The sequence below is a fragment of the Vibrio sp. MMG023 genome (assembly GCF_021654215.1).
Lineage (GTDB): Bacteria > Pseudomonadota > Gammaproteobacteria > Enterobacterales > Vibrionaceae > Vibrio > Vibrio jasicida.
Map to the genome: position 1 here is coordinate 790,532 of NZ_JAKFZP010000003.1, position 13,604 is coordinate 804,135.

General features: G+C 44.7%; 14 protein-coding genes. 6 read left to right on the forward strand and 8 right to left on the reverse strand.

Features of this window, described 5'->3' with window-relative positions; translation table 11 throughout:
• Window positions 1-178: 178 nt before the first annotated feature.
• Window positions 179-829, forward strand: coding sequence for a thiopurine S-methyltransferase (locus L1076_RS13200; protein WP_038874729.1), 651 nt, complete (start codon window positions 179-181; stop codon window positions 827-829).
• 79 nt (window positions 830-908) lie between these two features.
• On the opposite strand, the gene purT is transcribed toward L1076_RS13200, so the two are convergent.
• The 8 genes from purT to L1076_RS13240 form a co-directional block, all read right to left on the reverse strand.
• A complete protein-coding gene (gene purT / locus L1076_RS13205; protein ID WP_104037546.1) occupies window positions 909-2,084 on the reverse strand; it encodes a formate-dependent phosphoribosylglycinamide formyltransferase in 1,176 nt (391 codons plus the stop codon).
• 147 nt (window positions 2,085-2,231) lie between these two features.
• A complete protein-coding gene (gene cdd / locus L1076_RS13210) occupies window positions 2,232-3,119 on the reverse strand; it encodes a cytidine deaminase (protein WP_039974524.1) in 888 nt (295 codons plus the stop codon).
• 268 nt (window positions 3,120-3,387) lie between these two features.
• A complete protein-coding gene (locus tag L1076_RS13215; protein WP_038874735.1) occupies window positions 3,388-4,065 on the reverse strand; it encodes an LrgB family protein in 678 nt (225 codons plus the stop codon).
• Between the two features lies 1 nt (window position 4,066).
• Complete coding sequence (locus L1076_RS13220) at window positions 4,067-4,441, reverse strand: CidA/LrgA family protein (protein WP_237303749.1); 375 nt, start codon at window positions 4,439-4,441, stop codon at window positions 4,067-4,069.
• Between the two features lie 58 nt (window positions 4,442-4,499).
• The gene (gene sbcB, locus L1076_RS13225) at window positions 4,500-5,921 is read right to left on the reverse strand and encodes an exodeoxyribonuclease I (RefSeq protein WP_045407066.1); all 1,422 of its coding nucleotides are present in this window, start codon (window positions 5,919-5,921) and stop codon (window positions 4,500-4,502) included.
• A 200-nt stretch (window positions 5,922-6,121) separates the two neighbouring features.
• A complete protein-coding gene (locus L1076_RS13230; RefSeq protein WP_237303750.1) occupies window positions 6,122-6,802 on the reverse strand; it encodes a DUF1826 domain-containing protein in 681 nt (226 codons plus the stop codon).
• Window positions 6,803-7,031: 229 nt separating this feature from the next.
• Complete coding sequence (locus L1076_RS13235; RefSeq protein ID WP_237303751.1) at window positions 7,032-8,405, reverse strand: L-cystine transporter; 1,374 nt, start codon at window positions 8,403-8,405, stop codon at window positions 7,032-7,034.
• 191 nt (window positions 8,406-8,596) lie between these two features.
• Entirely contained in the window at window positions 8,597-9,292 is a 696-nt protein-coding gene (locus L1076_RS13240) for an NAD(P)H-binding protein (RefSeq protein ID WP_039974532.1), read from the reverse strand.
• 670 nt (window positions 9,293-9,962) lie between these two features.
• Here L1076_RS13240 and L1076_RS13245 point away from each other — a divergent pair.
• Genes L1076_RS13245 through cobC form a run of 5 tightly spaced genes read left to right on the forward strand, consistent with a single transcriptional unit; the run spans window position 9,963 to window position 13,599 of the window.
• Window positions 9,963-10,574: a flavin reductase family protein gene (locus L1076_RS13245; RefSeq protein ID WP_045407060.1), complete on the forward strand. Its 612-nt coding sequence runs from the start codon at window positions 9,963-9,965 to the stop codon at window positions 10,572-10,574.
• Window positions 10,575-10,593: 19 nt separating this feature from the next.
• Window positions 10,594-11,637 carry a nicotinate-nucleotide--dimethylbenzimidazole phosphoribosyltransferase gene (gene cobT, locus L1076_RS13250; RefSeq protein WP_237303752.1) on the forward strand — a complete coding sequence of 348 codons (1,044 nt, stop codon included), beginning with the start codon at window positions 10,594-10,596 and terminating at the stop codon, window positions 11,635-11,637.
• Complete coding sequence (locus tag L1076_RS13255; RefSeq protein WP_237303753.1) at window positions 11,637-12,443, forward strand: adenosylcobinamide-GDP ribazoletransferase; 807 nt, start codon at window positions 11,637-11,639, stop codon at window positions 12,441-12,443. The genes cobT and L1076_RS13255 overlap by 1 nt, the downstream gene beginning before the upstream one ends.
• The gene (gene cobU / locus L1076_RS13260) at window positions 12,440-12,973 is read left to right on the forward strand and encodes a bifunctional adenosylcobinamide kinase/adenosylcobinamide-phosphate guanylyltransferase (RefSeq protein WP_237303754.1); all 534 of its coding nucleotides are present in this window, start codon (window positions 12,440-12,442) and stop codon (window positions 12,971-12,973) included. The genes L1076_RS13255 and cobU overlap by 4 nt, the downstream gene beginning before the upstream one ends.
• A gap of 11 nt (window positions 12,974-12,984) precedes the next feature.
• Window positions 12,985-13,599: an alpha-ribazole phosphatase gene (gene cobC / locus L1076_RS13265; protein WP_237303755.1), complete on the forward strand. Its 615-nt coding sequence runs from the start codon at window positions 12,985-12,987 to the stop codon at window positions 13,597-13,599.
• Window positions 13,600-13,604 lie beyond the last annotated feature (5 nt).

The following is a 13,604-nucleotide window of genomic DNA, read 5'->3' on the forward strand; positions in this document are numbered from 1 at the left end:
CTTGTCTTTATTCTGATAACCAGAAAAAGGAAGGGTTCATTCTTGAACGATAGCTATTCTACCAATGCTGTATTAACCAAAGATGAACAACATAGACAAATTTGAAAAAATCATTAGTCTTAGCCCACAAAGTAGCGTTAATGCTCATTGTATTTATCAGCCGACAAGTAGAAGTAAAATGAGAGATCAAGAATTTTGGCACAACAAATGGGCGAGTAACCAAATCGGTTTTCACCTAGATGATGTAAACCCACTATTGCCAGTATTTTGGCAACGCACCAACCCAAAACGTGAAGACATAGTGTTGGCTCCTCTGTGTGGTAAGTCTGAAGACCTAATTTGGCTTGCGACGAAACATGACGAGGTTCAAGGTGTTGAGCTAAGCCAAATTGCGGTAAGGGCATTTTTTGCTGAGCATTTCTATACCCCGACCGTTACGTCGATTAACGGCATGCATGAGCTGTATCAGTTCGACGAGCTGTCCATTTATACGGGTGACTTTTTTACTGCGCCAGTTTCTAAAGCCGATATCATTTATGATCGTGCAGCCTTGGTTGCATTGCCTCAAGAGATGCGAGAAGAATACGTAGTTCGTCTTAAGCAACTGTTGAACCCTGGCGGACGTATTTTACTTGTGACTCTTAACTACCCACAGGATGAGATGTCAGGACCTCCATTTAGCGTGCCAGTCGAAGAGATTGAACAGTTGTTTGCGGGTGATAAGGTAACTTGTTTGAATGTCGACCAAGCCGACGAAAACCATCCGAAAATTGCGAAGAAAGGTCTAAGTCGCTTCTCTGAAGAAGTGTACTTAATAGAGAGCGAATAAAGGGCTTTCGAACCCACAGAAAGAAAAAGCGCAGCCAAATTGAGCTGCGCTTTTGTATATATTGAGCTGATTAACGAAATCAGTAAACGATCTGTACTTTAGATGCGCTGTTCACTGCATCTTCAATCGAATCTTCAATCGTTTTACGGCGAGTTAAAACGACACCTAAGCGACGGCGACCGTCGATTTCTGGCTTACCAAACAAGCGAACTTGTGTTTGTGGTTGAGCCAGTGCTTTTGCAATATTATCAAAGCGGATATCGGTGGAGGTGCCTTGCCCAAGAATGACTGCTGATGCTGAAGGACCATACTGAACGATGCTGTTAATCGGCATACCAGTAAACGCGCGAACATGAAGTGCAAACTCAGACATTTCTTGAGAAATCATGGTTACCATGCCAGTGTCGTGTGGGCGAGGGGAAACTTCATTAAAAATAACCTTATCGCCTTTAACAAATAGCTCTACACCAAAGAGGCCGTAGCCACCTAGTGCATTAACGACTTTCTCTGCTGTGTATTCAGCCGCTTTGATGGCGTTGTCTGACATTGCTTGTGGCTGCCATGATTCACGGTAATCACCATCTTCTTGGCGATGCCCGATCGGAGCACAGAAATGCACTCCGTCAGCTGCGCGCACGGTTAACAGTGTGATTTCGTAATCGAAGTCAATAAAACCTTCAACAATCACACGTCCAGCGCCTGTACGCCCACCTTCTTGTGCATAATCCCACGCGGTTTGAACATCTTCTTCTGATTTGATAACGCTTTGACCTTTACCTGAAGAGCTCATCACTGGCTTCACAACACATGGGATACCAACATGTTCTACTGCCGCTTTAAAGTCCTCAAAGCTATCAGCAAACTGATAAGGGGAAGTGTTTAGCGCCAACTCTTCAGCAGCAAGGCGGCGAATGCCTTCACGGTTCATTGTTAACTTAGTTGCTTTCGCTGTAGGAACAACATTCAAGCCTTTCTCTTCTAATTCGACTAATTTGTCGGTCGCGATAGCTTCAATTTCAGGAACTACGTAAGCAGGTTGCTCTTTGTTGATGATCTCTTCCAGTGTCTGACCATCAAGCATGTCGATGACGTAGCTACGATGCGCCACTTGCATCGCTGGAGCATCGGCATAACGGTCGCATGCGATTACTTCCAAACCAAGACGTTGGCATTCAATTGCCACTTCTTTACCAAGCTCGCCAGAGCCCAAAAGTAATACACGGGTAGCATGAGTGCTAGTAGCAGTACCGAACATAGTGTTCCCTTACAAAATAAAGTGATGAAACAGAAATTGCAGAGGATCATACTGATTTTTACGGATGAAGCAAACGTTTGCGCATGGTTTTTGATAATAAAAAAGGCCCTACTTCAAGTAGAGCCTATCTCTTAAGCATCGTATGAATTAAACGTTCACAAAACTCACTGGAATATCAGGATTTAGTGCTTCTAGCGTTGATTGAGTATCAGCTAGGTGACTGATCTTGCCTTGTGAGTTTTCAACCAAGGCTGCTGCTTTGATGTCTTCAAACTGCTCACCCGACATCAAGATCTGAATCAGAGCAACTTGAAGTGGAGGAAGGCTAGGGTTGAACGCTGCATTCTCTGCATACGCGCCTTGGAATACGCGACCGCTGTTCATCTCAAGCGCAATACCGCTTAAGTTGTTAGTGTATGGCGCGTGGCTGATGTTCATCGCATTGACGGCTTTTTGGATTAAAGCATCGTCTTCATCACAAACAAACTCGTGCTTCACCTCAGCCATAAGACCTGACTCAATGCCTAGATCCGCTGGACCAAACGCTTCAGGAAGGTAGTGATGAAGTGACTTTTCTTCACGTTCTGGTAATTGGATCTTCAGTTCTTTCGCGGTGCTTAGTTCATTCATGAACTGACGGCAGTGACCACAAGGGCTGTAGTTGATGGTAATGTCTTTTACGCCATGTTCGCCTTTCATCCAAGCGTGGCTAATCGCGCACTGCTCAGCATGAACGGTTTGACCCAGTTGAACGCCGAAAAACTCCATGTTCGCGCCAAAATAAAGACGACCTGATAGGCCGCGAACAATCGCACCTACATAAAACTCAGAAATCGGAGCGTAAGAAAACGCTGCGGCAAAAGGAAGTAGAGCAACACGAAGCTCTTTGTCTGAAAGGTTGGTAGCGTTCAGCAGCTCATCAAACTGTTGCTCAGAAATAGTGGCATCAAAATCGTCAGCGAGAACGATAGGAGCAAGATGTGTTGAAAGTGCTTCAGGAGCGCTTGCTAGCGCCTGTTCAATGCGACTTTTCATGTTGAATCCTTGTTATTGCATGGACAGTTATTCTATGCGAAAGATGGAAATGTTCTGTGCTTTAGATCACGTTAATGTCTGTAATGACAATTTACGTTACATAGTTAGAGTGAGCTCACACATGTATTCGATTGCACAGAGGCTTAACGTTATCTCTGTCCCATAAATAACTATATCAACTCAGATTCATACTGCGAATTTTTTGGAAAGGAGTTAAAGCCTGCTCAGTCTATTTACGTCAAGAAAGAGCAGGCTTTGGCATTTATCTTTATTGGTATAACCAAACGGCTAAAGCAAAGAAGCTTGGCGCAAGTATCGATGTGATAATACCGCACAACACGAGTGCGAGTGATGAAAAGGCAGCATCACCGGGTTGTTTCTCTGCGCAAGTTGCCGTACCAAGCGCGTGGGAAACGGTACCCATTGTTAATCCACGCGCAATAGGGTGCTTAATGCCGATAAGATTGAAGATTGGATACGCCAAAATCGCACCGAATAAGCCAACAATAAGCACAAGAATGGCGGCAACAGCGGCTTCACCACCTAAGTGACTAGAGATTTCCATCGCGATAGGGGTGGTTACCGATTTGCCCACTAAGCTTGCGATGAGGCTGATGTCTGCTTTGAACGCAACGGCAATCAGTGTCGCTGTTAGCATCGACATCACGCTGCCTAAAGAACAAGCCAGAGCAATAATACGCCAGTTCGCTTTGATTTGAGGCAGTTGCTCATAGAGTGGATATGCTAGTGCTACGACAGCCGGTTGGAGTAAGAAACTGATGTACTCGTTATCGGCATAGTAAGTCTCGAACGGTACCTTCAAAAAGGTAAGCAATGGAATTAACACAGCAATACTGATCAGTAGCGGATTCGCGATAGGATTATTGACCTTAATGGCGATTTGACGTGCTGCTAAGAAAACAACAATAGTGACAATTAACCACATATTAATGCTTCTCCTTTAGCAAGTAATCTAAGAGCCATGCCAAACTGACCAGTACAATCAGTGAGCCGCCAACTGCGCTCGCAATAATAGGGAGCGCGTTTGCCAACAACATATCAAAGTGTTGCATCAAACCAACACTGATTGGGACGAACAATAAGATCATGTAACGAATAAAAAGCGTTGCTCCCGGCCTTACCCATTCAACTTTAACTAAGCCAAGGGTCATAGAGAAAAACAGCACAAGCATGCCAAGAACACTTCCGGGAACGGAGATGCCAGCGAATTTTTGAATTGTGTTGCCGATACCAAGTGCTCCCATAATAAGTGCGAGGGAAATAAGCAAATGGATCAGCTGTAGTAATCGGTCTTTAATCATTTTGACAGCATATAAAACAACAAACACACCCGAAGGTGCGTTTGAACAAGGTAAGAAATTAGGAGGCTAGGCTCTCTACGTAACGATAGACAGATTTTAATAGTGCTATCTTTTTTTCGTCACTTTCATGTTCGTGAACTAAGTTTTCTAAATTCAGCATGTACTCTTCAATTTGGCTTTCGAAAACTTCACGACAGTGTTGTGCCCAACGTCTTTGTTCTTGTTCATCCAGTGTGCCAGCGTAGTGACGGGCACGGTAACGGAACAACAGTGGTTTAATTCGTTTATCGTCGAATTCGATATCAAGAGCTGCGAGGTTGTTTGGATCCGTTTCTCGGATGATATCCATTGCTGCTCGATCGGCTGGGGAGAAAAATCCATCGTACAGCTGCGTATCAACGTCATCGCTCTTTTCGAATTCACGCTCAATAGAGAATAGACTAATAAGTTTGTCTCGGATCTCTGGATGCTGACGAAGTAAAGCAAGATTGCTTAAGCATTTTTGGCGATCAATACCAATCAACTCTGCGTTTTCGGCTGTCAAAGTCTTTGCAGGAGCAAGAATAGGGCACTTATTCAAATGCACCAGTTTGACAGGAACTGGAAGCAAGTCTCCTAATTCATCGCGTTTGGTGTACAAGCGTTCTTTTAGCTCTTCTGCCGAAAGGTCGAGGATCGGCTGAGGATCTTTTGCCAAGTCGATCGTGATAACGGCGTTGTTGTTTGTTGGATGCCAAGCGACAGGTACGATCCAGCTTGTATACTGGCATTCACGCCCTAACATGCCAGAAACGTGCATTAATGGTGTCATGTTGACGATATCAACAAGTTCGTTCAGTTTGCGTTTGTTACGCATAGAGAAAAAGTAATCAAACAGCTTCGGTTGTGCCGCTTTGACTTTCTTCGCCATTTCGATGGTCGCAATGACGTCGGCCATCGCATCATGGGCGTTACTGTGCTCGATACCGTTGGCTACCGACAAGTGTTCCAATTTAAAGCTGGTAAAGCCTTCATCATTTTCTGGCCATTCCACGCCTTCCGGCCGAAGCGCATGACATGCGCGCATTACGTCCAACAAATCCCAACGTGAGTTGCCGTTTTGCCAGCTCCATGCGTAAGGGTCGATAAAGTTACGGTAACAGGTGTAGCGTGTCACTTCATCATCGAAACGAATACTGTTATATCCAAGGCTAGTGGTCTTTGGCTTCGAAAGCTCTGCGTGAATTTTTGCAATAAATTCTGGCTCGGGTAAGCCTTCTTGCATTGCTTTTTGCGGCGTGATACCGGTAATCAAAGCTGCTTCGGGAGAAGGGAGGTAATCAGCAGGTGGTCGGCAATACATGACTAATGGTTCGCCGATGATATTGAAGTTTTCATCTGTACGAACACCAGCGAATTGGCTCGGACGATCTTTGGCTGGACTTGTACCCCAAGTCTCGTAGTCAAAGAAGAAAAAAGTGGGCTGATTATCTTGGTGCATTCTGCTTACCGTTTACGGAACCGATGGGAGTATTAGACCATTCAACGCCTTGACTCGCAACGAAAGATGCAAGGTGAAGTTGTGAAAATGAAAAAGAGGTCGTATAAGCATCAGCTTGATAATTTATGTCTGGTTAGCGTGTAAGCAGTAAGGCATTTCTTTATCGAATAACTGGCGCTATTTGAGCGGTGTGTATTTTCCTAACCAAAATCCAATGTCATTAATAATCGGGTTTCGTTAGACATAATGTTCGGTGAGCGGTGTACCAAGCCCGTATGCTCATTACCTATCCAGCGCCCACCCTTAAGAAGGGCAACATCACCACAAGCAAGTTGCTGTATATCAGACTCTACGTCATATAAGCCCGACTCTGAATCTGGCAATCCGTTACTCCCGCGCCCCAATTTAGAGCGATCGACAGTACTATTTTGAAGCCATTGCGTGCCGCTACCAAAATAGCTCGTAACCAATCGGCAAGGTACTTGGTCAACGTGAAAGCGGGGACACATTGCGCTATTTAGCGTTGTGAGGCGTAACCCTGCATCTTTTAGTTCAAACAGATAACAGAACATATCAACCAACTCAGCAATATTTCTTAGTAGCACTTCTGGCGCGTTTCCATCAGTTGCGAATTGCAACGCTTCTAAGGCGTTTTCTGGAGATACGCTTAAGGATTTACCAAAGTTGGGGTTTGATGTAACAAACGCTTTGCTTGCATCAATAAGTTGTTGATCAAATTGACGCCGCCAAATCGCGATATTGATGTCTTCTTGATAAATGTCTGCCAACACCGTCGGTTCTTTTCGTGCACTGGAACATGCAGTTTTGTGTGTGTTTTCCAAGGCTTCAGTTGTAATGGACTCGGTTAAAGTTGAAGTCATGATATAACCTCCGATGTTATTCGTATGCGGATTTAATTTTTTGTAATGTTATATCATAACAAATTTTCCTAACAAACCTATTTGCAGCAAATCTTATTTAGACTCTAGTAAGTCTTTGAAAAAGGTTGGGGAGATTAGCCATGCTTTTATTTTAGCGAGCCTGAAAACCAAAAAAGCCGACGGGAAAACCATCGGCTTGATTATTTGAGTGGTTGAAACAGTGAGTGATCTACGCTTTTTGTTCTTCCAATCGTGTCTCTTTTTCAGAAGACTTCAATAGTCGACTAGTAAGCGTACCTGCTGTCATCGCACCAGAAACATTAAGTGCAGTACGCGCCATATCAATTAGTGGTTCGATAGAGATAAGTAACGCGGCAATCGTTACTGGCAATCCCATTGCAGGGAGTACGATAAGTGCAGCAAACGTTGCGCCGCCGCCGACACCGGCAATGCCAAATGAGCTGATGGTGATAATCGCAATCAATGACAGAATGAAGTTAATTTCTAAAGGGTCAATGCCTACTGTCGGGGCAACCATCACGGCTAACATCGCAGGGTAGATACCAGCACAACCATTCTGACCTATTGTTGCGCCAAACGATGCCGAGAGGTTAGCAATTGCAGGTGGCACATTAAGCTTAGTGATTTGCGCTTCCACGTTCAGTGGAATCGTTGCAGCTGAACTGCGTGATGTAAATGCGAAAGTTAGTACTGGCCAAATCTTCTTAAAGTACTCTGTTGGGCTCACACCAACGAAAGACACTAGCAGTCCGTGTACAAGGAACATAAGCAAAATAGCAACGTACGATGCTACGATGAAACCCAACAAGTTAAAGATGTCACCAGCACTTGAGGTTGCGACCACTTTTGCCATTAATGCCGCGATACCGTAAGGCGTTAATGCCATGATCATCTTAACTAAACGCATCACGATAGACTGAGCGGCTTCAACGAAAGTACGAATAGGAGATTCCAATTCTTCTTTTTCTGCCATGACTTTTCGTGCGGCGATACCTACCAAAACACCAAAAATAACCACAGCAATGATAGAGGTCGAGCGTGACCCCGTTAGGTCAGCGAATGGGTTGGTTGGAATAAAGCTAATTAGCATTTGGGGAATAGTCAGGTCACTCACACTGCCTGCTCGGCTCTCTAATACAGCAATACGAGCGGTTTCGCGCGCACCCTCGGTCAAGCCCTCTACTGACAAGCCAAACGTTGAGGTGACAACAATACCGATAAGTGCAGCAATCGCGGTAGTTACTAATAAAACAGAAATCGTTAGGCCAGATATTTTGCCCAGTGAGCCGCCTTTCTCCAATTTGACTACCGCAGCAATCATAGAGACAAGTACTAATGGCATTATCACCATCTTCAACAGGCCAACATAACCACTGCCAACGATGCCAACCCACTCAAGCGTTTGAGCAATCACAGCGCTGCCCTCACCATGAATCAGTTGTAGAGCAAGACCGAAAAGTGAACCGGTAACCAGGCCGATCAGAACAAGACGAGATAGGGTGTTCTGTTTTTGTTGCTGGCTAAAAAGTAAGAATAGTATGGCGACAAACACCGCCAGAGAGGCAACCACTGAGAAATTCATAATTTGACCTTATCAATCAGCGCTAAATGCTGACTGTTTTTTTATATAGAGCTATAAACTGATGGCGTAAGATAACGTTCGGGATATAACTTTAAAAATGAAAAACAGGTATTAGATAGATCTAAAATGAATATAAATACGCGACGCACTTCTCGTTAATCATTGATTTAGAGCGAATTCCAACCAGATTTCTAATCGTAGTGCTTTATGAGGTCGAGCATTTCTCTCCGATGCAAATAAACGATAGGGTCTTGTTGATAGCTGAAAACTTGGTAAATCATCGCTTTGGCTACATCTTGGGCATGAATTGGCACAAAGTTAGCCAAATTACCCAGCATAAGTGGCCTTATGACTTTGAAAAGCGTTTGAATGAGCTTTTCATCAGTTCGGGGGTTTTCACGTTGACCGACTAAGGGGCCAGGTCTTGCAAATACCACTTCATCAAAGCCCATTTTCTCGATGTTTTTTTCCATGTGGCCCTTACAAGCAAGATAATGAGATGATGAAGAGGCTTTTGCACCTAAGCTGGAAACCACAGCTAGGCGTTTCACACCGATCATCTTCATTTGTTGCGCGACTTTACACACCAATTCCACATCGATTCTGCGCAAAGCATCTTTACTACCTGCTTGTTTTAGCGTCGTTCCTAAGCAAATAAAGCCGACGTTTGGGGTAGGTTGTTGTTCGTCCCAGTCATGAATGGCTAACTCAGCATCTAAGATGGAAATAATCTTGTTGTCAGGATCGGCGACATCAGTCAACGATTTTCGAGAAAGGGAGTAGAGCGAATCAATACTTGGTTGTGAAACCAATTTATTGATGACAGCTTTGCCGACAAGCCCAGTCGCACCAGCAATGATGACGCATGCGTTCGTGTTGTTACTCATTGTCTTCTTCCTCATAGAGAACAAATGCTTACGCTATTGTAGCTGATTTACCTGAACAAACATTAGGCATGAATACAATGTTTGATATTTAACTTGTTTGTTTTGTCTTTTCAAAAATAAAAAGACCCGCGGGACAAACGGGTCTTTTTTATTAGGAGAATGATAAGGGTATGGATCGCCGAGGTTGGCGGGTTGGGTTAGGCTTGCCTCTCTTAGCGGGGCGACGACTTTGATTGGCAAACATAATTTCTCGCTTTTTTGTTAGGGACGATTTCTTTAAAGCATCACACGTGCCAACTTTCAAAATACAGACGATGAAGCAATCAGCTCTCGCTTCATTTACGCCTATTTTTTGTTGGGTGATCTATTGGATAGTCTTTATTTATCAATACCTTAAGTTGTTTGGTTGGGCTGATTTTGACCATCGGACGCTATCAATTAGAGCGCTGAAAAATAAATGACTGAGACTGAGTTGGTTTAAGTTGAATGCTTTCCTTAGTGGAACAAGATTGTTGAAATGACATTTTTATCAATGTGACTGTCGAATTGACAAAAAGCGCTGTCAAAAAGAGAAAATCAGATGAAATTGCACGGGAGAGGGGTACACTTGTTCTCTCAATTTGTCGGGAGTCTCATTTCTCTCGCGGTTTTCTAAGACCAAGGACGTCGTATGAACATAGATCTCAGTACGCTTGCGCCAACACAGGTGTACCATTTGATGACTCAAACTGTCATTCCTCGCCCAATCGCTTGGGTGCTCACAGACTCAGGTGAGAAAAACTTCAATCTCGCTCCATTCTCCTACTTTACTGCAGTCTCCAGCCACCCACCTTTATTGATGATTTCTGTGGGGAAAAAGCCCAATGGTGACATCAAAGACACCACGCGAAATGCATTAGAGACAGGTAAGTTGGTTATCCATATTGCACCCAGCGATCTCGCGGATAAAGTCACTTTATCTTCTGCCACATTAGAGCATGGGGAATCTGAACTGGAGACGACTCAACTTGAGACGATTGATTTCCAAGGTTTCGAATTACCACGCCTAGAGGGCGCGCCAATTGCATTCGGCTGTAAGTTGCATGAAGTGATAGAGATGGGGGAGACACCACAAAGTTTGATCTTTGCAGAAATTGAACTCATTTATGTCGATGAACGGGTCATATCCATGGAAGGTGATCGTTTAAAAGTCGACGCTCTTGCGGTTGACCCATTAGCAAGGCTTGGTGGAAATGAGTACGCCACGCTAGAAAAGACGTTCTCTGTTGCTCGTCCAAAATAAAGAATAAGGAACCATCATCATGGATCGCTCTTTTGCCTCAGAAATTCAAGCTCGCATTGATAACAAAACTAAACCAGTAGGCGCTCTTGGTTTGCTCGAAAAAGTAGCCTTAGAACTGGCGCTAATTCAAAGCCAAGATAAGCCGCAAGCGGTTGAAACAATAGAAATTCGCAAACCAACCATGTTGGTATTCGCTGGTGATCACGGCATCGCTGAAGAAGGGGTGAGCATTGTACCAAGCGCTGTGACTCAACAAATGGTGGCGAATTTTCTCGCTGGTGGCGCCGCCATTAATTGTTTCTGCGATCTCAACCAAATTGAATTTAAGGTCATTGATTGTGGCATGTTATCACCGATCGATACCTTAGTTCCTGACTTTAAAAATCATCCCAACTTGATTAAGAAACGTCTGGGAAATGGCACGGCAAACTTTGCTAAACAAACGGCGATGTCACTAGAACAAGTCGCGCTAGGTTTGGAATATGGTGCCCAAGTCGCGCAGCAGGCGATCCTTAATGGCTCGAACTTATTGATGTTTGGTGAGATGGGGATTGGCAATACCAGTTCTGCATCGGCATTGTTAACTGCTCTGAGCCCATTGGAAGTCGACCATTGCGTTGGCTATGGTACGGGTATTACGCAAGAGCAGCTAAACCGTAAGATCAAGTTAGTCGCACAAGGTGTGAATCGCTGCCGTGACCTTGATTGCAAAGGCGCACTGGCACAAGTCGGTGGGTTTGAAATCGTGCAAATGGTTGGCGCATTCTTAGAAGCGAAACGCCACAAAACGCCTGTTTTAGTCGACGGATTTATCGTCTCTGTAGCCGCTTACGTCGCGACTTTATTGGATGAAGAGACGCGAGATTACATGCTGTTCGCTCATAACTCAGAAGAGAATGGGCACAAGTTTGTGCTGGAATGTTTGCAAGCGGAGCCTCTCTTGGATCTTGGTTTGCGTTTAGGTGAAGGAACTGGAGCAGCGCTTGCTTTGCCACTGGTAAAAGCGGCGGCTCAGTTTTACAACAACATGGCAAGTTTTGAGAGTGCGGGAGTGACGGTTTAGTGTCTGCTTCTGAGAATACCCACACTTCAGAGACTCGTTCTTTGCGCTATCAGAGTGAGCTTTTCTTACTCGCAATTAGCTTTTTCAGCCGTATACCTGTGCCCGCAGATTTACCTTACAGTGAAAAGCGCATGAACCAAGCAGGCCGATATTTTGCTTTGGTCGGTGTGTTGCTTGGGCTACTGTGCGCAGCTGTGTTTTCACTGGCAAGTTTATTGTTCCCAAACTCAGTTGCCATCGTGTTAACTATGGCTTTTAGCCTATTGCTTACCGGCGCGTTCCATGAAGACGGTTTAACGGATATGGCGGATGGCATTGGCGGTGGTATGACGTTAGAGCGCCGCTTAACCATCATGAAAGACAGCCGCATTGGGACGTACGGCGCGGCAACGCTAATGATGGCGCTGCTGGCGAAGTTTGTATTTTGGAGCGAGTTAGCCAATGAACCTCAATTTTGGCTGATGATTGTTGTGGCGTACACCGTGAGCCGAGCACTGGCTGCCACTCTCATATACGACATGCCTTACGTTAGTGACGCGGATACCTCGAAAAGCAAACCGTTAGCGAATAAACAATCGAGCTTAGAGGTCGCGATACTTCTCTTAACTGGTGGGTTTGTCGCGTTGTTACTGGGTGTGACTCAGGCAGCTGTGATTGTATTGGTATTGGCACTGTTTCGTTCTGGTTTTAAACACTGGCTGACCAAACGTATCGGCGGATTTACTGGCGATTGCCTTGGTGCCGCGCAGCAGCTTGCAGAGTTGCTTGTTTATCTCACTCTTATCGCATTTAGTCATTCATTATGAAGCAACTTATTCTAGGTGGTGCGCGCTCAGGAAAATCGAGCTTAGCAGAGAGCAAGGCGCAACAGTGGGCAAAAAATAAAAACGGAACGCTTCACTATGTGGCGACGGCATTGCCTTTTGATGATGAAATGAAGCAACGCATTGCTCATCATAAACTGCAGCGTGGGGCTGGGTGGATTGAACATGAATGTCCGCTTAATTTGCCTGAGCTCATTTGTGATTTTTCTTTTCAAGATGTTGTGTTAGTTGACTGCCTCACGCTTTGGCTCAACAACTGGATTTTTGAACTCGGTGATGACTGTTGTAATAAGCGGTTAGAGGAAAAAATTGAGCGGGTGGTGAATGCGGCAGCACAATCTGAAGCGACGCTAATTTTTGTGTCTAACGAAGTCGGCATGGGCATTGTGCCGCTTGGTGCCATCAGTCGCTACTTTGTTGATAATGCGGGACGGATGAATCAAAAGTTGGCGACAGTGTGTGAGCATGTCACGTTTGTCGCAGCAGGCTTGCCACTTGAACTCAAACCATAGTAAGGGAAGAGATGAAAACGCTGAATATCTATTTACTGCGACACGGAAAAGTGAACGCAGCCCCAGGTTTACACGGACAAGCCGATTTAAAAGTGGATGATGTTGAGCAACGCAAAATTGCTCAAGCCTGGCAGCAAATGGGTCGAGAAGTCGAAGGGGTCATCAGCTCTCCTTTGTCACGTTGTCACGACCTTGCTGAGATACTTGCTGAGCAGCAACTTTTGCCTTTAAGTGTAGAACCACAACTTCAAGAGTTGGATTTTGGTGATTTCGACGGCATCCCATTTGACATGCTTTCTGAGCACTGGAATAAGCTTGATGCGTTTTGGAAAGCACCGGCACAACACACCTTACCGAATGCCGAGAGCTTGGATGATTTCTCTCATCGTGTAACTTGTGCTTGGTCTCAAATTATTAATGATATCAATGACAACTTGCTAATTGTCACGCATGGTGGCGTAATTAGAATAATTCTTGCCCATGTATTGGGTGTAGATTGGCGCAATCCGCGATGGTATTCGACATTAGCGATAGGAAATGCGTCAGTAACACATATAACAATTACCATCGATGATCAGATTTACGCCTCAGTTCGTTCGATAGGCGTACCACTATTTGAAAATTAGTCATG